The following is a 20,634-nucleotide window of genomic DNA, read 5'->3' on the forward strand; positions in this document are numbered from 1 at the left end:
TCCGCCAAGTTAAGTTAGGTTATCCGCTGGCATCCTCCTTTTCCTACTTCACCCTTTCTTATGACAAATAAGCTTTTTACCTACATTTTCAGTATTTGCTGTGCCTTTTGGCTTAGCCTGCTGCAGGGCTGCTCGCCATACTTTCATCAGCCGATGCAGAGCGCAAAGGCCACTTTGGGGCCACCCTCACCGGCATACAAAGACTTGGTTAGCCTGCCGCAGCCGCAGCAGAAAGTGGTGGCCGCCGTGTACAAGTTCAGAGACCAGACAGGCCAGTACAAACCATCTGAGGTCGGCACCAGTTGGTCTACCGCGGTGACGCAAGGGGCCACTACCATTCTCATCAACTCGCTGGAAGAGTCGGGGTGGTTTACGCCAATTGAGCGCGAAAACCTGGGCAACCTGCTGAACGAACGAAAAATAATCCGCTCTACCCGTGCCGAGGCCGAGGCAATTACCGGAAAGAAAGAGCCGAACCTGCCCGGGCTGCTTTTTGCCGGAATCATCCTGGAGGGCGGCATCATCTCTTATGATGCCAACGTGGTAACGGGAGGCGCGGGCCTACGCTATTTTGGGGCAGGAGGATCGGGGCAGTACCGCGAAGACAAAGTAACGGTGTACTTGCGCGCCATCTCTACAAGCACCGGCGAAATACTGAAAACTGTTTATACCACCAAAACGATCCTGTCTCAGGCAGTAGACTTTGGCGTGTTCCGCTATGTGCATTTTAAACGCCTGCTAGAGGCCGAGACCGGTTTTACCTACAACGAGCCCTCAGAGATAGCCGTGAAGGAAGCCATTGACAAGGCTGTGCAAAGCATGGTGATAGAAGGTATGCTGGCCGGGTTCTGGCGGCCCAAAAACAAAGAGGACCTGGAGTCGCAGGTGGTAAGGGATTACCTGCAGGAGAAAGAGGACATCCTGAACAGTGATATCCACGGTAACCTGATGGCGGAGCGCCGCAGCCTGATCGGCGTGAGCGGTGCCATCGGGGCCATGTACTATAAAGGCGACTTTCCGGGGCCGGAGTTCAAGTTTATGGGAGAGGCGGGGCTACGCATCAGCTCGCGGCAGAACATTGGCCTGGACCTTAGGCTGGGCAAGGGGCAGTTGGCCACCGACAACGGTTTTCAGGCTGATATAAATTATGCAGAGCTTGACCTAAACTACCTGCTGTTTCCTAAGCTGCGCTACTCGCCCTATGCGCAGGTCGGAGCCGGGGGACTAGTTACCGGCAGCTTCGGCGACATCTTCAGTGGCAATGGGTTTAACCCTTACGTAAAAGCCGGCCTGGGCATGGAGTACCTTCTAACAAAAAAAATCGGGATAGACCTTAATGCCTCCAGCGCCTACCTCCTGGACGATGACCTAGACGAAGTAGAGCAAGGGCGCTTTAACGATTACTTTTGGACAGGGAAAATAGGCATAAACTTTTACCTGGGGCAGTATAAGTAAGCTGTCTCTATCGATAAAACTGAAGGAAGGGGATGCTGCAGCGGGCAGCATCCCCTTTTTTGTATATAAGGCCTTTTAGATAATAAAATTAGTTATAAAACTTCCGTTTGTAGTATGTTAATTTTAAAAATAAAAAAAATAAAATTTTTTTGAAACATTTATATTTTAACAGTGTATAGTGCTAATGTAAATCATCTTAAACCTTATCAAAACATTAGTATTATGAAGAAAAAAGTAATCTATGCTGCCACGGCAGCTTTGATGTTCGCAGCGGGCTCTGCTTTCGCGCAAAGCACAGTTAACTCAGCGAGCACCACCCAGGCTGGAACAACAAACTCAGCTACTATTGACCAGGCGGGCGGTGTTGGCAATGCAGCCAGTGTGGCTCAGGTTCTGAATTCAAACTCAGCCACTATTATTCAGAATGGTGGCGAGTCTAATTCAGCCGACGCTTCTCAGTCAGGCGACTTTAACTCTGCTGCCATCACGCAGGACATGGGTGTTGCCAACTCTTCTTCCATCTCGCAGGATGGCACTAGCAACAGTGCAGAGTCTTATCAGATGGGCGGTTCCATGACTTCTTCAGTTATATCTCAGGACGGAACAACCAACAGCGCCTACGTGGAGCAGTCTGAAGGAACAGAGAACAGTTCAGATGTTTCTCAGGATGGAGACGCAAACATCGCCACTGTTTACCAGACGCTTGGCATGTATAACGACGCTGACATCGACCAGGACGGAACCGCCAACGATGCTTACATCGATCAGCAGGGAGGCGAGAGCAACGACGCTGACATCGACCAGGACGGCGACCTGAACATTGCCACCATTTTCCAGGCCGGAGGCATTGACAACGACGCTGACATCGACCAGGACGGAACTGAGAACGATGCTTACGTTGAGCAGACCGGCGGCGAAGACAATGACGCCGACATTGACCAGGACGGCGACCTGAACGTTGCCACTGCCATTCAGACTGGCGGCATGGACAATGACGCCGACATCGATCAGGACGGCAGCTCAAACGACGCTGTTACTTATCAGTTTGAAGGCGAAGACAACGATGCTGATATTGATCAGGACGGCGTAGGCAACATGGGTTATGTAGACCAGTTGGCTGGCGAAGACAATGACGCTGACATAGAGCAGGATGGCGATGGCAACTATGCCTCAATTTTGCAGGATGGCGGCTGGGAGAACGATGCTGACGTGTACCAGCACGGCGACGGCAATGAGGCCCTAGTTGGCCAGATAGGCGGCGGCGACAACGATGCTTACGTGCACCAGGATGGCGACGCCCACTTCGCGTATGTAGATCAGGTTGGCGGCGAAGATAACACTGCTACTGTTAACCAGGATGGCGTTGCGAATGCTGCCGGTGTTTACCAGCAGGATGGCATGGACAATGTGGCCGATATTGCCCAAAACGGTGATTTGAACGGTGCCTATGTTGAGCAGATCGGTGGCCTTGCCAACAGCGCGGTCGTATCGCAGGTAGGTTTAGGAAACGGTGCTGCCGTTTACCAGTATGGTGGCGACAACAACACTGCTTCTGTATCTCAGGATGGTCTTGGTAACGGAGCCATGGTGGTACAGGACATGGCCTCAGCTAACGATGCGACTGTAACACAGACCGGCTGGTTTAACAGTGCTTCTGTAGCCCAGACAGGATTGCTGAACTCTGCTTCTGTAACGCAGAGCGGCGTGCTTAACGGTGCTTCTGTGATGCAGAGCGGCGACAACAACACTGCTACTGTAACCCAGACAGGCTTTGGTAACAGTGCGCCTGTAATGCAGAGTGGCTCTGGCAACGTTTCTGTGGTTAACCAGCACTAATAGCTGTATAATGCAGATAAAGCATGTAAGGCACCGGAGGAAATCCGGTGCCTTATTTTTTGCCTTGCAATAGCTAAAGGCCGCTTAAAGTACTTTAGGCGGTGATTCTTAACCTTAACCGACGATCATGAATACGCAATATTTTCAGGCTGCCACAGCCGCACTTATACTTGTGGCGGGTGCAGTCCAGGCCCAGAGCGACTCCAACTACGCCGGCACAACGCAGTTAGGCACAGATAACAGTGCCATTGTTACACAGGCCGGAGGCACAGGCAACAGCTTTGTAGGAAGCCAACAAGGAAGTATGAACAGTTTGGAAGCCCTGCAGACAGAGGGCTTCGAAAACCGTTCTGTGGTTGGGCAGGCAGGCCATGCCAACCAAGTATATGTAGAGCAGACAGGGGCGGGGTACGCTGGTGCCACCGTGCAACAGGCCGGCGAGGCCAACAAAGCAACAGTTATACAATACTATGCCTGGGACAACATAGCACAGGTAAACCAGCAGGGGATTGGAAACGAGGCCTATGTGTGGCAGGAGGTTGACATGAACTATGCGCAGGTGCAGCAGACCGAGAGTTCCTACAATACAGCGCATGCTTCCCAGAGAGGTTTTCTCAACATTACCAACATTACCCAGACAGGGGGAGTGGTGAACAGTGCAAGCATTAGCCAGCGAGGTGACTATAATATTGGCCTGATACAGCAAGCCGGCGGGCAGGACCATGAGGGGAAAATAGAGCAGGACGGCATCGATGGCTTTGCCAAGATTACGCAGGAAGGCGGCTGGCAGAACAAAGCTGTGGTCTATCAGCATGGCAGCTGGGACGAGTACGGCGACTGGAACAGCGCCTCGGTGACGCAACTTGGCGGCGGCGACAACGACGTAGAAGTGCACCAGGACGGCAGCTACCACACAGCCACCGTAATGCAAAATGGCGGCGCAGACAACACAGTTAACATCTACCAGCGCGGTACCATGCATACAGCGGATGTCTACCAGGAAGGCGGCATGGACAATTTGGCCGATTTAACGCAGTCGGGTGAGGGCAACAGTGCTTCGGTGCAACAATATGGCGGTGTGTTGAATATGGCCGTTGTAGGTCAGGATGGGGTAGGCAACCTCTCCGAAACGATGCAGCACGGCTCTGGGAACACTTCAGTTGTATCGCAGCACTAATGCGGCAAGCGTAACGCGAAAAGCAGCGTGCAGTTTGTTCGGGATAAAATTAATATTTAAATGGTTATAATTATTGCAACAATAGTGCTTTGTTGTAGTATATTTATACTATAAATAATTCTGATTATCCTCACGCGTTGTACCTGTGAAGCGTACATTTTCTTGAACTTAGGGTTTCGCGTGCTGTTGTGTTGGCCACATACTATAACCGCTAACAAACAGATGCAGGGAACGCAAGTGCATTAGCATTAAAGAATAAAGCTCATGCTGCGGTATGTTTAGCACTGCAGCATGAGCAATTACAGTATAAATTTATAAGTATGAAAAAGGTTGTACTTGTTCTATTTGTCAGCGCTTTTATGCTGATGCAGAAGGTGGTAGCGCAGTCGGCGCAGAGCGAAGCGGCGTTGTTGAAAGCCATGCAAACAGAGCGTGCCGCGGGCAAAGTAGGCAGCGCTAACGAGGCCGCAACGCAGCAGGAGGGAAGCGCCAACGTTTCTTTTGTGCAGCAGGTGCAAACCGGCGGGGCAGGCAACCAGGCAAGCGTGCTGCAGGTGGGCAGCTATAATCAGGCGGCGCTGCAGCAGAACGGCTCCGGCATACGCGCCACTATCAGCCAGCAAGGCCTCGAGAACCTGTACGAAGGCGATCTGTATGGCACGAACTTAAGCACCGAAGTGGTGCAGCAGGGAAACGGAAATGCCATAAAGCAGCAGCTAAGCGGCAGCAACCTTCACTACAGCTTATCGCAGTATGGCAACAACAACACCATCAACCAGATAGAGACAAGCCCTTCTTCCAGACCGTACCAGGTAGTGCAGGAGGGAAACGGCATGAACATCACCATTGAGCAAAGCAGCGGCTTTGTGCCTGTTACGGTTCAGAAACAGTAGCGCAGCCATGGCTTAGGCCTGCAAATAAGCCGAGGCATACCCGCTTGTTTATCCGTGGGGCAGCTTGTGCGGCTAGCCTTAAATAAACTTTGATTTTAAGCAGTCTGTTTAAAACATTTTTGCTATATAGAAGTATACAAGAATTAAAGATTTGTGCCTCGCGAAGTTTTCTTAAAAACACCAAACTAATCCCACACATGCTAAAAGCTTCTTTCACCCTTAAGCTTGCTTGTTTCTTTCTGCTTTCCATAAGTTTACTTTCCTGTAACGAAGACACCGTAGAGCCTGAAGGCGGCGGCAAGATTATGGGTGTGGTGATAGATGCAGAAACAGAAGCGCCGATACAGGCCGTGAGCATCACGACCAAACCCGCTACCGCTGCCGTCATTACCGACCAGGAAGGCAATTTTGCCATACCTGACGTAGATGCAGGAGAGTATAACGTTACAGCCCAGAAATTAGGGTATAAAGTGAAATCGGTTACCGTGGCGGTTAAAAGCTTTAAGAACAGCATGGTAACCATCGTGATGGAGGAGGCCGCCGGAGGCGGATTGGCCCCAGGCAAGGCCACAGAACCTTCGCCAGCCTCAGGCACGACCAACCAGCCGGTAAACCTTACCCTCAAATGGAAAGCACCCAAGGCCAACAGCAACGACACCATCACCTACGATGTATACCTGTACGAGTCGGGCAACACGGATAAAAAGCTGATTGCTGAGTCTGTGTCGGATACGAGTGTGGTGGCCCAAAACCTGATGTACAGCACCACCTACTTTTGGCAGGTGGTGGTGAAAGACCAGAGCGGCAGAACCGCCAACAGCGATGTATGGAGCTTTACCACACTTAGTATCCCCAATGCCCGCTACCTGTTCGCCCGCTCCGAGAACGGCGACTACAACATCTTTAGGTCCGACGGCACCGAGGCAAATACGTTCAGGCTTACATCGGATGTGAGCCGCGAGTGGTGGCCGCTCCTGAACCCGAAACGCGATATCATCGCCTACTCTTCAAACGCCGCTATTGAGCCGCAGATTTATACCATGAACCTGGATGGCAGTGACCAGAAACAGATCACGACGGTACCCGTGGCTGGCTACCACAACCAAGGCATCGGGTTTGTGTGGGCCCCGGACGGCGGGCAACTGATCTACCCGCACTACCAGGATCTTTACCGGGTGGAGCGCGATGGCTCAGGCCTGACGGTGCTGGCCAAGGCACCTGCAGACCGCCACTTCAGAATGTTGGACTGGACTGCCAGCGGCAACAAGATTGTGGCGCAGACCATCGGCAACGACATTAACGATTCCGAGTTATACCTTATGGATGCTGACGGGGCAAATATGACGCTGCTGGTAGAGAACGAGCCTGGCCGCACCGAAAGCCCAGCCTTCTCCATCGACGGAAAAAGTATACTTTTTACCCAGGATGCCTCTGGTTTTGAGATTACCGAGGGAAGGCAGCTGGACGCCCGCATCTACCGGATAAACATTGATGGCTCCGGAAAGGTAGACCTGTCGAAGAACAAGCCTGCCGGCACCAACGACCTGTATCCACGTTACTCACCTACAGGAGACAAGGTTATTTTTGTGAATACCCCGAACGATGGCTTGGGCCCTTATGATGTGTATGTGATGGATGCCGACGGTAAGAACCGAACCAAGCTTTTCTCCAACGCCACCATGCCCGACTGGAAATAAGAAATCATCTTAAACCAACTATAATGTAAGAGCCGTGGCTATGCCATGGCTTTTATCGTTTATTTGAAACAGGATGTATAGAATGCGCCAGAAAACTATAGCTTGCCCAAAGCTGTTAAATGGATGAAGCGCAAACCGATACGATGGCTAAAAACAACGGCGAACAAGTATGCGAACTGTGTGGCAGAGAAGTGCAGCACCTGTCGCGGCACCACCTGGTGCCCCGCGAGGAGGGAGGTCGCTACGGAGCCACCGCCGACCTGTGCCAGCCATGCCACAGCACGCTGCACTTAACGTTTAGCAACCGCGAACTGGCGCAACTTTACAACTCCATCCCTGCCCTGCAGGAGGCCGAGCCGCTGCAAAAGTACCTGAAATGGGTACGCAACAAGCGCGTCGAGAAAATATCGAACAGGCGCGGCAAGCGCAGGTAGAAGTTGTTTATGCCTCGCTGCCAGTGCCCTTCAAATGCATAATCAGGTTGAGCTTATAGTGGTGCAGGTTGCTTTCGAGGCCAGCCGGGTAGCTGTGCGGGTTTACATAGCGGCGTATACTTTCGTGCAACTGGCTTAGCTCATGCGCCGTGGTGGCTTTTATGCTTTTTAGCGTGGGCAAAGTATAAACCAGTTGCCCTTGCTGAAAAACAGGCACCAGCAACTCCTTGTGCAGCGCATCCTTGTCCATGGTTTTGCGCCGCGTCACGTCCACAGGGTCCACAATTTGCGGTTGCGCCGGCAGCGGTTCCAGCTCGTTGTAGATCATATCAGCCAGGTAACGTTCCTGGTTGTAGTAGCGCCGCACTTGCAAAGCGCCCGGGTTAGAGGTTTTGGCCAACTGCTCCGACAGCTTTATCTTATACTCCCACTCCCCGTTTTTAAGCGCCGCCAGCTTATAAACACCGCCCAGCGCTGGCTGGTCGTAAGCGGTGATCATTTTAGTGCCCACGCCCCAAACGTTTATCTTGGCTCCTTCCTGCTTCAGGTGCGTGATCAGGTGCTCGTCCAAGTCGTTGCTGGCCACAATGCTGGTGCCCGTAAAGCCGGCTTCATCCAGCAGTTTGCGGGCTTCTATGCTCAGGTAGGTCAGGTCGCCGGAGTCCAGGCGGATGCCGCCAAGTATAAAGCCCTGAGGCTGTAGTTCCCGGGCCACGGCAATGGCTTTTTTCACCCCCTCCACCGTGTTATAAGTATCTACCAGAAACACAGAGTCTTTCGGAAAGGCTTCGCCATACGCTTTAAAAGCCTCTTCTTCCGTGTCAAAAGCCTGCACCCAACTGTGGGCGTGGGTGCCTTTCACGGGGATGTCGTAAAGCTTGCCGGCCAACAGGTTAGAGGTGGCGTCGGCGCCGCCTACATAAGCCGCCCGTGCCGCAGCCAGCGCCCCGTCTATGCCCTGCGCCCGGCGCATGCCGAACTCTATCACGGTATCGCCTTTGGCGGCCTCTTTTATGCGGGCTGCCTTGGTGGCAATCAGCGTTTCAAAATTGATGATGGTGAGCAGCGGCGTCTCTATGAGCTGCGCCTGCAGCAGCGGCCCGCGTACCCGTACCAGCGGCTCGTTCGGGAAAACCACGGTGCCCTCCGGCACAGCGTCCACATCGCAGCTAAACTCCATTTGGCGCAGGTACTCCAAAAACTCCTGTTCAAAAAGCGGCTGCCCCTGCGCCCCTTTTAAACTGCCCAGGTAGGCCAGGTCATCTTCGGTAAACTTGAGCGCCTGCAGGTACTCTACCGCATGCTCCAGCCCGGCCGCTACCGTGTAGCCTCCCTCAAACGGGTTTTTCCGGAAGTATAGGTGAAACACCGCCTCCCGCTCGGCCATGCCCTGCTTCCAGTACCCGTACGCCATCGTTATCTGGTATAAATCGGTGAGGAGGGAGAGGGAGGTGCGGTAAATCTGTTGTAGCGCCATGGCTGTTGCGGTTGTTGTTTGAGCCGAAATTTAACAAGTATGGATGAGAAATACCCGAGTGGGTTTGTACCTTGTTTAGCATCAGGAAGTTAAAAATTATACTTGCAGGTTGAGGCGCGTATGTGCAACTTTAAGGCATGCAGAAACGACAGTTTATTTCTTTCTCGGAGGTTAAAGATAAAAAGGCCATTGTAGTGGACAGCACGCACGCCAACGGCTTCATGCTCTCGCACTGGAAAGGCGGCCCCACCCCGGAAACGGTGAAAGATGACACCAGCGCCGCCATTGTGCTGAACGCCATGCGCCAGCGCCTGCCTGAACTGGAGTTGCCCTATGTTACCGCCAACCATTTTGACATAGATGGGTTTGTGGGCGTGTGGGCGCTGTTGAATCCGGAGCTGGCGCTGGAGAACGAGGAGCTGCTGCGGCAAATGGCCCTGATCGGGGATTTCCGGGAGCTGGACCTGAACCACCCACTGGCGGGAGAGGCCCTGAAGCTGGTGTGCTGGATTAACGCCAAAGAGCGGGAGCTGTTCTACAAGCCTTTTGAGGCCGATGAGATGGAGGAGAAGGAGGCGGCGCAGTGCGTGCAGAAATTCAAGTATTTTCTGCGCGAGTTCGGCCGTGTGCTGCAGGACCCGGACTGGGAAAAAGGCGCCTGGGAAGACGAAGTGGGCAGTGTTTTGCTCGGCTACCGCGACATGTATAAGCCGGAGACAAAGATCACCCGCCACCCTGATATCAGTCTGATTATCATCGAAACGCCGCACCCGCTGCACTACTACGCCCTTTTCAGCCGCACGCAGGGCTTCGATATGGTGCTGGCCTGCTACGAGGGCAACAAGTATGAGCTGGAGTATAAGTATACCACTTGGGTGGACATTGCCTCGCGCCCTACGCTGCCGCGCCTAAGTATGGCCCCGCTGGCTGCACGCCTGAATGAGCTCGAAACTTCCGGCCGCCGCTGGACCTACGACACCGTGACCGAAACCGGCCCGCTCCTGCGCCTGGACGGCGACAAGCTCACCCGCTCCGAAACCTACGCCAACCCCACCGAACGCGAGATCTATACTTCGTCCATACCTGTAGATCAGCTGAAGCAGGAGGTGGTTTCTTATTACAAAAAAGCCTACCAAGACATCCACCCAAAGTATAACTGGACCTGGAAAGAAGTGAAGGAACTTAACCGGTGATTGATACAGATTATACTTGGTTAATATGATTTTTACTGATGTAGAGCCGCAATACTTTGCGGCTTTATACTTCGAAGATAAAGCTCGCGGCAGGTGAGTTACATAGGCTGCGGGTAATAGAAGACTCCCCTCCTTGGACAAGGAGGGGCAGGGGTGGTTGGACTCGGCATTGCGGCCAGACGCTCGCGGGACCTCCAGACACCGCGAGGTCTTTAGGTGAGGCGAGCAAGAGCGCCAGTGCGAAGCTTGTAAGTATAGCGCTGAGTAGTAGGAATGCTTGGATCAGTTCAAATTAGCTTAAAACAAACTACCGTTTGCAGCCTTGCCTTCCTGCGGTTTGGCAGGAGCAGGTGTTTCGCAGTTTTCCTCATTAAACACTTGGTCAATCGCTTTCTCAGCCTTGCGCAGTTTCTCCTTGCACAGCTTTATGAGCTGCGACGAGCGCTGCACCTTCTGCGTCAGTTCATCCACATCCACGGCGTCATTCTCGATGGCGCGTAAAATCTCCTCCAGCTCCTGCGTCGCTTCGCGGTAGGTCATGTCCTTTAAGTCCTTATTCATCTGTGTCAATATTTACAACCATGCTGTGGAGGGTGCCGTCCTGCATTCTTGTCTCTACCACATCGTTGGTTTTTACCTCTTTTATACTTTTAATGATCTTGCCATTGATGAGCGTGAGCGTGTAGCCGCGCAGCAGCAGCTTCTCCGGGTTATTCGCTTCGATGCTCATTTCCAGCAGCTTCAGGCGGTGATTTTCTGCCTGAAGCTTGCCTTTGGCTGTATACTCTAGCTTGTCATTATACTTTGAAAAAGCTAATTGGTCCTTTTTCAGCTTGTCTTTCGCCTCCGTCTCCACGCAGTGCACCAGGTGGTTGAGTTCGTGCTCCTTTAGGTGCAGGTAGCGCTGGCTCTTGCCCTCCACGCACACCGACAGCTCTTGCAGGTACCGCTGCCGCTCATGCAGCAGGTCCTTGGTACCGGCATTCACATCCTTCTCCAGGTCACTCACCAGATGCCGCTGCGCCTCCAGGTAAGCCTTCGGCTTTAGCAGCAGCCCCCGCGATAGCGTTTCCAGTTTATCTTTGCTGCCCTGCAACAGCTGCCTGGTGGTGTTCTGGAAACGCAGGCTAATGCGCTCCAGCTTATCGTCAGTCAGCTTGAGTTGCTGTGCTGCAAACATCCGGATGCTGTCGAACAGGTCCTCTGCGTGCTCTTCCGCCTCCCGGAACCTGTCTATCAGAAAACCGGCCACGGCCGTAGGTGTTTTCAGGCGTGTGTGTGCTACCAGGTCGGCTATACTTTCATCGCGCTCGTGGCCGATGCCCGTGAGCACAGGCAGCGGTGCATTACCAATGGCAGCGGCAATTTTATAATCATCAAAGCAGCTCAGGTCTGTCTGGGAGCCTCCGCCGCGAATCAGCACGATCGCATCAAATTGATCGCTGTACCTGGCTACTTGGGCAAAAGCCTGCGCCACCGAAGCCGGGGCTTCATTGCCCTGCACTGTTGCCGGGAAAAGCGTAGTTTTGAAAGTATAGCCGTAGCTGTTATTTTCCAACTGATGCATAAAATCCTGGAAACCGGCCGCCGTAGCTGATGATATCACCGCCAGCCGTTGTGGCACCAGCGGCAGTTCCAGCTCTTTGTTCGCCTCCAGCAGCCCTTCTGCTTCCAGCCGTTTCAGCGTTTCGAGGCGCTGGCGGGCCAGGTCGCCAATCGTATAGTTCGGATCAATGTTTGTGATGTCGAGGCTGAGGCCGTAGAGTTCGTGGAAGCGCACCGTTGCCTGCAGCAGCACCTTCAGCCCGGCCTTTAGCGGCTGCCCGGTTTTCTCCTCAAAGTAGCGGCCCAGCATTTGGTAGCGCGAGCCCCAAATCGTGGCCCGTGCCTGCGCCAGCATCTGCCGGGCGTCGTCGCCTTTGTCTACCAGCGTGAGGTAGCAGTGGCCTTTGCGCCGGTCCACGTTCACCTGCGCCACCTCTGCCACCACCCAATAGCTGTCCGGGAACGCCACTTCCAGTTCCTCGCGTATCTGCTGGTGCAGCTCATACAGCGAGAGCGGGGACTGCTCCTCGTACACAACCGTCTGGCGAATAAAGATCTGGGACATGGGCTACAACGTTTCTATCTCCTGCACAACCGGCAGAGCGCCGGCTCCTGTGCCCCGAAGATAGGATTTTTTGGCTAAAATTATTAGTACAGTGGCGGAGAAAATGTTTTAAATGCTGGAATCAGGCCTATTGACCGGTGATTAAGTGGATTGGGATTGATTTATAGGATTGTCAGCATTACCGAGTCTAATCACCTCTGCCCCTCAGAGCTACGCTTGCTACCTTCGAACTCGCGTTCTCGGTAGTCCAAGGAGGGGTGTCTGGAAAAACCACAGCCAAAGTATAAGTTTCATCGCAATAGGTGTAGCGCCGACAGGTCGCGACCTGTCCCTACAAGTATAAACCCACCCCTAACCCCTCCGAGGAGGGGAATTGAACCTCACCCCAGCCCTCTCCTAAAAACAGGAGAGGGAGTCCTATTCTTACTTCTCGTCCTGTAATCCCGACAAGAGGAGGGATCTATCTGGAATTCTAAAGAGATCTCTCACAGCTAAGCTGGCTTTCCTCGGCTGTCGCCTCAAGAGTGGTCGAGATGAAAAAAAGCGGATGCTATTGAATCTACCCCCAGGACGAGCCCTCGCGGGCTTGGAGCTATCCAAAGTATGAGATGCAACGATAGGTATGTAAGGCTGAGGATGAACAGTAGTAAATGAGGATAGCTTGCCACAGGTTGCAGGAAGCAGCGGCTAATAGCGGCACAAGCGGACGCCCCGTGATACTCCGGGATTTTCAACTTGCGCCAGTGTAGGGAAAGCTCAGGTAAAACAACTATTTTCAAAAAACATCAGAAATAGTTGGCTTTTTAAAATATCGCCCCGTATACTTGCAACATCAAGTCAATACGCCCTTAGCGCATTGATTTATAAAGAAGCGTGGAGAGACAGGCTCTGTGAAACGCTAGCAACCTAACCTTCGGTGTTAAGGTGCTAATTCCTGAGTTCGGCAGGGTGCCGGACGAATATAAATTGATACGGTCATGAACAAGGGAACCAAGCCAACACAGCACGTATTAGTAACCTCGCCGACAGAAACACTGTCGCGCACCTGCATTTTAGCTCTTGCTAAAGCCCCTGTCAGGCGCATGCCCATGTGCGTCATGCACAGCTGTTATTGCTGTTAATCAAGGTATAAAAATCCTGTTTTCATACATGGCTTAGTGGCAGATTCCGCATCTGCTGCTACAGCCAACTTATACCGCTACGGCATCCCAATCTTTGTTTAAATCAAAATTATCCTTCTTAAACATACTTAAATCATCATACCTATGTCTAAGCCTTTGCACTTCGAAACACTCCAGCTGCACGCTGGTCAGGAAATAGATCCCACCACACAGTCGCGCGCTGTGCCTATTTACCAAACAACTTCCTATGCTTTTAAGAACGCGGAGCACGGGGCTAACCTGTTTGCCCTGAAGGAGTTTGGTAACATCTATACCCGCATTATGAACCCAACTACCGATGTGTTTGAGAAGCGGGTGGCAGCTTTGGAAGGCGGTGTAGCGGCAGTGGCGGTAGCCTCTGGGCAGGCAGCGCAGTTCCTGGCACTCACCAACATCCTGCAGGCCGGCGAAAACTTTGTGACGTCCAGCTTCCTGTATGGCGGTACTTTTAACCAGTTCAAGGTGTCGTTTAAGCGCCTGGGTATTGAGGCACGCTTTGCCGACAGCGATGACGTCGCCAGCTTCGAGAAACTGATTGACGAGAAGACAAAGGCGATCTATACGGAATCCATCGGCAACCCGCGCTTCAATATTCCCGATTTCGAGGCCCTTTCTGCGCTTGCCCGCAAGTATGATATTCCGTTGGTGGTGGACAACACGTTTGCGGCCGGCGGTTACCTGTTCCGCCCGCTGGAGCATGGCGCCAATGTGGTGGTAGAGTCGGCTACGAAGTGGATCGGAGGCCACGGCACCAGCATTGGCGGCGTGATTGTGGATGGCGGCAACTTTAACTGGGGCAACGGCAAGTTCCCGCAGTTCTCGGAACCGTCGGAAGGCTACCATGGCCTGAACTTCTGGGAGGTTTTTGGAGAGGGCGGGCCGTTCGGTAACATCGCTTTCGCCATTCGCGCCCGTGTGGAAGGCCTTCGTGACTTCGGCCCGGCGCTGAGCCCGTTCAACTCGTTCCTGCTGCTGCAGGGGCTGGAAACGCTGTCGCTGCGGGTAGACAGGACGGTGCAGAACGCGCTGGCGCTGGCCGAGTGGCTGGAGCAGCACGAGCTGGTGGAGAGCGTGAACTACCCTGGCCTTGAGAGCAGCCCCTACCACGAGCGGGCCAAGAAATACCTCAAGCGTGGCTTCGGCGGCGTGTTCTCTTTCAAGCTGAAAGGCGACAAGCAGCAGGCGGAGGCGTTTGTTAACAGCCTGCAGCTGGTGAGCCACCTGGCCAACGTAGGCGACGCCAAAACCCTCATCATCCATCCGGCATCTACCACCCACCAGCAGCTAAGCGACGCTGAGCAGCTAAGCGCCGGCGTAGATCCTACCTTGTTGCGCGTATCTGCGGGTATCGAGCACCTGGACGATATAAAAGCAGATTTTGAACAGGCGTTCGCCAAAGTATTAGAGGCCGAGCCCGCCTTATCCTAAGTATAAAAATGTCAGAGCAGCACACTTTCCATTATCAACAAGAGTTTAAGCTGGAGCTAGGGGCAACTTTGCCGGGCTTCCAGCTGGCTTATACTACGTATGGCACGCTAAACGCGCAGCGCAGCAATGTGGTGTGGGTGTGCCATGCCCTTACCGGCAGCTCCGACTTTACTGATTGGTGGTGCGAGCTCTTCGGGGAGGGTAAGCTTTATGATCCGCGGGAGTGGTTTATTGTTTGCGCCAACACGCTGGGCGGTTGTTACGGCTCCACAGGGCCGCTATCGGTAAACCCTGCAACGCTGCAGCCATACTTCCATACATTTCCGCAGCTCACCAACCGTGATATTGTGCATGCTTTTGACCTGCTGCGGCAGGAGCTGGGCCTGGAGCGGGTGCATACGCTTATTGGGGGCTCGTTAGGCGGACAGCAGGCGCTGGAATGGGCCTTGCAAAAGCCGGATGTTTTTGAGCGGCTGGTGCACGTGGCCAGCAATGCCCGTCACTCGGCCTGGGGCATTGCCTTTAACGAGAGCCAGCGTATGGCCATCCGGCAGGACCCTAGCTGGTCCACCAGCACCGAAGGCGCCGGCAGGGAAGGGCTGAAGACGGCCCGCTCCATTGCCATGCTTTCCTACCGCCACTACAACACCTACCAGCAGGCGCAGCAGGAGCCGGGCCATAGCATTATCGACGAGTTCCGGGCGGCCAGTTACCAGGTGTACCAGGGAGAAAAACTGGCGCAGCGCTTCAATGCCTATACTTACTGGCTGCTTTCCAAAGCCATGGACTCGCATAACGTGGGCCGCGATAGAGGGGGAGTAGAGCGGGCGCTGGCGCATGTAAAAGCCCGAAGCCTGTTTGTGGGCGTGGACACTGACCTGCTTTTCCCGGTGGAGGAGCAGTATTTTCTGCACGCCCACGTACCCGACTCCACTTTCCACCTCATCCGCTCCAACTATGGCCACGATGGCTTTTTGGTGGAGGTAGACCAGCTGACAGATGCCATTCGGCAGTTTTATCAAAATGAAAAAGAAACAATAGAAGAACTTACCTATGAAAAGCAATAGCGGTAAACGCATTGGTATATTTGGCTTCGGCTGCGTGGGCCAGGGGCTGCACGATGTGCTGCAGGACAACCCGCACCTGCATGTGGCGAAGATTTGCGTACGCGACAAAGAGAAACTGCGCACTCTGCCTAAGCACAGCTTCACCTACGACCCGCAGGAGCTGCTGCAGGACGAAAGCATAGACCTGTTTGCTGAGCTGATCAGCGACCCGAAGGAGGCGCTGCAGATAGTACGGCAGGCGCTGGAGGCAGGCAAAACCATCGTGTCGGCTAACAAAAAGATGATCTCGGAGAACCTGACGGAGCTGGTGGCGCTGCAGCAGGAGTTTGGCGGCACGCTCTTGTATGAGGCGGCTGTTTGCGGCAGCATCCCGATTTTACGTACGCTGGAGGCATACTATGGCAATGAGCCGCTGCAGGAGGTAAGTGGCATCCTGAACGGTTCTTCTAACTATATCCTCACCAAGCTGGATGCCGAAGGCCTGTCTTATGATGAGGCGCTGGCGCAGGCGCAGGCACTGGGCTTTGCCGAGGCAGACCCGACGCTGGATGTGGGCGGCTATGATGCACTGCACAAGATCAGCCTGATTGCGGCTCATGCCTTCGGAGCAGTGGTAAAGCCGGAGCAGGTGCTGCGGTCTGGCATACAGCATATTTCTAAAGGAGACATACACCTGGCGCAGGCACTGGGCGCGCGCATCCGGCTGGTGGCTTCGGCCCGGCTCAACAAAAACAACAACCTGGAGCTGCAGGTGCTGCCAACGCTGGTGTTCCCCGACTCGGAGCTATACTATGTAGAGGCGGAGTTTAACGGCGTGCAGTTGCAGGCGCGCTATGCCGGCGATCAGTTTCTGAAAGGCCGCGGCGCCGGAAGCCACCCGACAGGCTCTGCGGTTTGGGCCGATGTGTCGGCGGCGCTGGCTGGCTACAAGTACAGCTACCCCAAGTTTAGGTATAACGACGAGGAGCAGCTGAAGCCGGTGCCGTTGGAAGAGGACGATGAGCTGAAAGTATACGTGCGCAGCACCATGCCCGAGCTGTTGCCGCAGCTGCCCTGGAAAGAACTGACCACGTTTGGCTATTCTGCCAAGTCTACACAGCTGGTCGGCACCATCAACCGCAAGGACCTGTTGCAGCACCTGCCAGCGCTGAAGCAGACGATTGCGTTTGTTGCACTGTTGCCAGCACAAGTGTCGGGGGAGCAGGTAGTGCAGGCATCCGGAGCAGTGCTGGAAGAGGCAGCCTAAGTATGGTGTAAATTGTACTTAATTTGCTGGCTCCAGCGCAGGTGCCTAGTTTAATAGGCATATCTAAATATTAATATGATTTAATGTATATTTTTAATTTAATTAAAACGTAGCTATAATCAAAATCTTACCGTACAAATAATCAACCTATTAGCGTTATAATTTGTACCAAGATGAGAAACATAGCTATACCCTTTTTTACCTTCCTGATGGCGGTTTTTGCCTTGTCATCCTGCAGGCAGGATGGTGCGGCGCCCATCCGAAACATTAAAGCAGGCCCTTCTCTGCTAAGGGCGCAAGCGGGCGGCGCTTGTCAAAATTGTACTTACCGCTTCGGCACCGAACAGAAGAACCTCGGCAATGTATACACCAAGCAGCTGGTGGTGGCATTTGCAGAGGGCCTCAGCGCTGCCGATGAAGATGCGGTAATGGCACAGTATAAATTTATTTCTGGCAAAAACGGCCAACTGAGTTCCAACTCAGCCATACTGCACAACATTGCACTGGTAGATGGCCTGAACTGCAAGCAGGTAGAACTGGCCATGGAGCTGTTAGCCGAAGACCCCGGCATTGCCTACGTAGCGCCATACTTCCTGAATGAGAGCGGCTTGCTCGGGATCAGCAATGAGGCCATTGTGACGATAGAGGAGGGGGCTGCAGAAGCGCTGGGCGCTTTGGCGGAAGGCTATGGAGCAGAGGTGCTGATGCCGCTGAGCGGGCAGACATACCTGGTGCGGGTGGACAAGAGTTCTGCAGGCAATGCGCTGGAACTGGCAAATTACCTCAACGGAGAAAAGGGTATTGTGCACGCGGAGCCGGATTTTCTGGTGTCGGTTGATATGCCGGCCGCCAGGGTGGCGGTAAAAAAGCTGATCCGATAAACATAAGATGCGGCAAATAAAAAGCCCTGCCTTCGTAAAAGAGGCAGGGCTTTTTATTTGGATTTATACTTTTAGCTATACATACACGGCGGCGGCTTTGTCGCGCAGATTGTAGGCCGAAGCCATCACCTCGCCGTAGGCTCCTGCCGTTCTGATGGCTATCAAGTCGCCGCGGTTGGTTTCGGGCAGCATCACTGCTTTGCCAAAGCAGTCGCTCGACTCACAAATTGGGCCCACCACATCATAGCGCACCTCTTTTTTTTTGCTCGTCAGGTTCTCGATCTTGTGGTAAGATTGGTACAGCGCCGGGCGGATCAGCTCGGTCATGCCGGCATCTAGTATGGCAAAGTTAGTGCTAACGCCGTTTTTGATGTACAGCACCCTGGAGATGAGCGTGCCGCACTGCGCCACCAGTGCGCGGCCCAGCTCAAAATGCACCTGCTGCCCCGGCTGTAGCGTCAGAAACTGGTCGAATAGCCCAAAGTATGCGGCAAAGTCAGGGATCAGGTTCTCATCCGGATGGTAATAATCCACGCCAAGGCCACCCCCCACATTAATGTGCTGCAGGGTTACGTTATGCGCTAGAAACCACTCCTGGAACTCGTTTACGCGCGTGCACAGGTTCTTAAACACTGTCAGGTCTGTTATTTGCGAGCCGATGTGGAAGTGAACGCCTATCAGCTCTATGTGCTTTAGCTCCTGTAGCAGCTCCAGCACACTCTCCAGTTCCCAGGCATTAATGCCGAACTTGTTCTCCTCCAGGCCTGTGGTTATGTATTTATGCGTGTTGGCATTCACGTTCGGGTTGATGCGCAGCGCCACGCGCGCAATTTTGTCCTTCTTTTCGGCCAGTTCGTTTATCACCTGCAGCTCGTGCTTCGACTCGCAGTTAAAGCAGAAGATTTCCTGATCCAGCGCAAAGTTAATCTCGGCATCGGATTTGCCCACGCCGGCAAACACCACCTCCTTCGGCGCAAAACCGTTCTCTATGGCGGCCTTCACCTCATTGCCGCTCACGCAGTCGGCCCCGAAACCGTGCTGGCGCACCAGGTTTAGCACCGGGGTATTGGCATTGGCCTTTAGGGCGTAGTGAACGTGAAAGTTATACTTTTGGGCTTCCTGCTGTGCCGTTTCCAGCGTTTGGTGCAGCAGGTTCAGGTCGTAGATATAAAACGGAGTGGTATGTTGCTGCAGCTGCTCTGTGTTAAAGTTAAGCATGGGCTTCGTTTCTGTTAAAGATGCCATCATTCAGTTTTGTAAGGGCTTCTACTTTGTCTGTTGTGCTGATCAGGAAGCTGATGTTGTTTTTGCTGCCCCCGTAGGAAATCATGCGCAAGGGAATGTGCTGCAGCGACTGGAAAACAGTGAGCACGGACCCGCTGCGCTCTGCTATAAAGTCGCCTACCACGCATACGATGGACTGTTCCGTGTCCACTTCCACCTGGCCAAACTCCTTCAGCTCGGTCAGTATCTCATTCAGGTGCTTGTCATTATCTATCGTCAGCGACACGGCCACTTCGGATGTGGTGATCATATCAATCGGCGTTTTATACCTTTCGAACACCTCAAACACGCTGCGCAGGAAGCCGTAGGCCAGCAGCATCCGCCCGGATTTGATCTTAATGGCCGTGATACCGTCTTTAGCTGCCACAGCCTTTATCTTGCCGCTTTCCGTATTGGCGCTGATGACGGTGCCTCTTGCCGCCGGCTCCAGGGTGTTGAGCAGCTTTACGGGTATGTTTTTCTGCTTGGCCGGCTGCACGCTGCTGGGGTGCAGGATTTTGGCGCCAAAGTATGCCAGCTCCGCCGCCTCATCAAACGACAGCTCCGCGATAGGGTAGGTGTTTTTTACAATACGCGGGTCGTTGTTGTGCATGCCGTCTATGTCGGTCCAGATCTGAATCTCCTCTGCGTCGGCGGCAGCGCCAATCAATGAGGCGGAGTAGTCGGAGCCACCGCGCTTCAGGTTGTCGATCTCCCCGAAGGCATTGCGGCAGATATAGCCTTGCGTTATAAACAGCTCTACGCCCGGGTACTTTTCCAGCTCAATTTTCAGTTGCTGGGCTATGTACTCGTTGTCCGGCTCCTCATTTTCATCGATCTTCATAAAGCTTAGGGCCGGCAGCAGTACCGACTTCTCGCCCTGCTCCTCCAGGTAAAACTGAAAAAGGGCAGTGCTCAGCAGCTCGCCCTGCGCCAGCACCGCGCGCTCCTCGTGTATGGTAAAAAGGTCGAGGGTGAAGGCGGTGATGTACTCGAAATGTTGCTTCAGCAGCTCGTTTGCCTGGTGCTTTTTATCTGCGGAGGTGTAGAGTTCCTCTACCACCTGTTTATACTTATCGTGCAGCGCCGTAATCAGCGCCTTAGCTTCGTTGTGTTTGTTCTGGTACAGCGTTTCTGCAATCTGCACCAATGCGTTGGTAGTGCCCGACATAGCCGAAAGCACTACAATTTTAGGCTCACCATTACGTATGAGCGAGGCTACTGCCTTCATTCTCTCAGCTGACCCCACCGAGGTGCCGCCGAACTTAAGTATCTTCATTCAGGTGAAAAAATGAGTGATGTTATGCCACAAAAGTA

16 protein-coding genes and 1 riboswitch are annotated in these 20,634 nt (G+C 53.5%); of the genes, 11 read left to right on the plus strand and 5 right to left on the minus strand.

Annotation, left to right across the window (positions count from 1 at the left end; translation table 11 throughout):
* Nucleotides 1-60: 60 nt before the first annotated feature.
* The 6 genes from FJM65_RS09600 (at nucleotide 61) to FJM65_RS09625 (ending at nucleotide 7,492) form a co-directional block, all read left to right on the plus strand.
* Nucleotides 61-1,455: a CsgG/HfaB family protein gene (locus tag FJM65_RS09600; protein ID WP_140621287.1), complete on the plus strand. Its 1,395-nt coding sequence runs from the start codon at nucleotides 61-63 to the stop codon at nucleotides 1,453-1,455.
* Between the two features lie 222 nt (nucleotides 1,456-1,677).
* Nucleotides 1,678-3,291, plus strand: coding sequence for a hypothetical protein (locus FJM65_RS09605; protein WP_140621288.1), 1,614 nt, complete (start codon nucleotides 1,678-1,680; stop codon nucleotides 3,289-3,291).
* Nucleotides 3,292-3,418: 127 nt separating this feature from the next.
* Nucleotides 3,419-4,468, plus strand: a complete 1,050-nt coding sequence (locus FJM65_RS09610) for a hypothetical protein (protein ID WP_140621289.1) — start codon at nucleotides 3,419-3,421, stop codon at nucleotides 4,466-4,468.
* Between the two features lie 320 nt (nucleotides 4,469-4,788).
* Nucleotides 4,789-5,361 carry a hypothetical protein gene (locus tag FJM65_RS09615; protein WP_140621290.1) on the plus strand — a complete coding sequence of 191 codons (573 nt, stop codon included), beginning with the start codon at nucleotides 4,789-4,791 and terminating at the stop codon, nucleotides 5,359-5,361.
* A 197-nt stretch (nucleotides 5,362-5,558) separates the two neighbouring features.
* Nucleotides 5,559-7,058 carry a carboxypeptidase-like regulatory domain-containing protein gene (locus FJM65_RS09620; protein ID WP_140621291.1) on the plus strand — a complete coding sequence of 500 codons (1,500 nt, stop codon included), beginning with the start codon at nucleotides 5,559-5,561 and terminating at the stop codon, nucleotides 7,056-7,058.
* 119 nt (nucleotides 7,059-7,177) lie between these two features.
* The gene (locus FJM65_RS09625) at nucleotides 7,178-7,492 is read left to right on the plus strand and encodes an HNH endonuclease (protein WP_239022900.1); all 315 of its coding nucleotides are present in this window, start codon (nucleotides 7,178-7,180) and stop codon (nucleotides 7,490-7,492) included.
* A gap of 7 nt (nucleotides 7,493-7,499) precedes the next feature.
* Here the strand turns inward: FJM65_RS09625 and FJM65_RS09630 are convergent, their stop codons facing one another.
* Nucleotides 7,500-8,969, minus strand: coding sequence for a nicotinate phosphoribosyltransferase (locus FJM65_RS09630; protein WP_140621292.1), 1,470 nt, complete (start codon nucleotides 8,967-8,969; stop codon nucleotides 7,500-7,502).
* 137 nt (nucleotides 8,970-9,106) lie between these two features.
* Between FJM65_RS09630 and FJM65_RS09635 the strand changes: the two genes are divergently transcribed.
* Nucleotides 9,107-10,162: a DUF6687 family protein gene (locus tag FJM65_RS09635; RefSeq protein WP_140621293.1), complete on the plus strand. Its 1,056-nt coding sequence runs from the start codon at nucleotides 9,107-9,109 to the stop codon at nucleotides 10,160-10,162.
* 297 nt (nucleotides 10,163-10,459) lie between these two features.
* On the opposite strand, the gene xseB is transcribed toward FJM65_RS09635, so the two are convergent.
* Both xseB and xseA read right to left on the minus strand, forming a co-directional pair.
* Nucleotides 10,460-10,723 (minus strand): exodeoxyribonuclease VII small subunit, encoded by a 264-nt coding sequence (gene xseB / locus FJM65_RS09640; protein WP_140621294.1) that lies wholly within the window; start codon nucleotides 10,721-10,723, stop codon nucleotides 10,460-10,462.
* Nucleotides 10,716-12,272, minus strand: coding sequence for an exodeoxyribonuclease VII large subunit (gene xseA, locus FJM65_RS09645; protein ID WP_140621295.1), 1,557 nt, complete (start codon nucleotides 12,270-12,272; stop codon nucleotides 10,716-10,718). The genes xseB and xseA overlap by 8 nt, the downstream gene beginning before the upstream one ends.
* Nucleotides 12,273-13,130: 858 nt before the next feature.
* Nucleotides 13,131-13,240, plus strand: a riboswitch (SAM riboswitch).
* 297 nt (nucleotides 13,241-13,537) lie between these two features.
* On the opposite strand from xseA, the gene FJM65_RS09650 reads away from it, so the two are divergent.
* The 4 genes from FJM65_RS09650 to FJM65_RS09665 all read left to right on the plus strand — a co-directional run bounded on the left by FJM65_RS09650 (nucleotide 13,538) and on the right by FJM65_RS09665 (nucleotide 18,054).
* A complete protein-coding gene (locus FJM65_RS09650; RefSeq protein WP_140621296.1) occupies nucleotides 13,538-14,860 on the plus strand; it encodes an O-acetylhomoserine aminocarboxypropyltransferase/cysteine synthase family protein in 1,323 nt (440 codons plus the stop codon).
* Nucleotides 14,861-14,868: 8 nt separating this feature from the next.
* Nucleotides 14,869-15,927: a homoserine O-acetyltransferase MetX gene (metX, locus tag FJM65_RS09655; protein WP_140621297.1), complete on the plus strand. Its 1,059-nt coding sequence runs from the start codon at nucleotides 14,869-14,871 to the stop codon at nucleotides 15,925-15,927.
* The gene (locus FJM65_RS09660; protein ID WP_140621298.1) at nucleotides 15,914-17,173 is read left to right on the plus strand and encodes a homoserine dehydrogenase; all 1,260 of its coding nucleotides are present in this window, start codon (nucleotides 15,914-15,916) and stop codon (nucleotides 17,171-17,173) included. The genes metX and FJM65_RS09660 overlap by 14 nt, the downstream gene beginning before the upstream one ends.
* A 173-nt stretch (nucleotides 17,174-17,346) precedes the next feature.
* Nucleotides 17,347-18,054: a hypothetical protein gene (locus FJM65_RS09665; RefSeq protein ID WP_140621299.1), complete on the plus strand. Its 708-nt coding sequence runs from the start codon at nucleotides 17,347-17,349 to the stop codon at nucleotides 18,052-18,054.
* Nucleotides 18,055-18,129: 75 nt separating this feature from the next.
* Here the strand turns inward: FJM65_RS09665 and lysA are convergent, their stop codons facing one another.
* Both lysA and FJM65_RS09675 read right to left on the minus strand, forming a co-directional pair.
* Nucleotides 18,130-19,302 (minus strand): diaminopimelate decarboxylase, encoded by a 1,173-nt coding sequence (gene lysA, locus FJM65_RS09670; RefSeq protein WP_239022901.1) that lies wholly within the window; start codon nucleotides 19,300-19,302, stop codon nucleotides 18,130-18,132.
* The gene (locus FJM65_RS09675) at nucleotides 19,265-20,596 is read right to left on the minus strand and encodes an aspartate kinase (protein ID WP_140621300.1); all 1,332 of its coding nucleotides are present in this window, start codon (nucleotides 20,594-20,596) and stop codon (nucleotides 19,265-19,267) included. The genes lysA and FJM65_RS09675 overlap by 38 nt, the downstream gene beginning before the upstream one ends.
* Between the last annotated feature and the right edge of the window lie 38 nt (nucleotides 20,597-20,634).

Source organism: Pontibacter mangrovi (genome assembly GCF_006385705.1).
GTDB classification, from domain to species: domain Bacteria; phylum Bacteroidota; class Bacteroidia; order Cytophagales; family Hymenobacteraceae; genus Pontibacter; species Pontibacter mangrovi.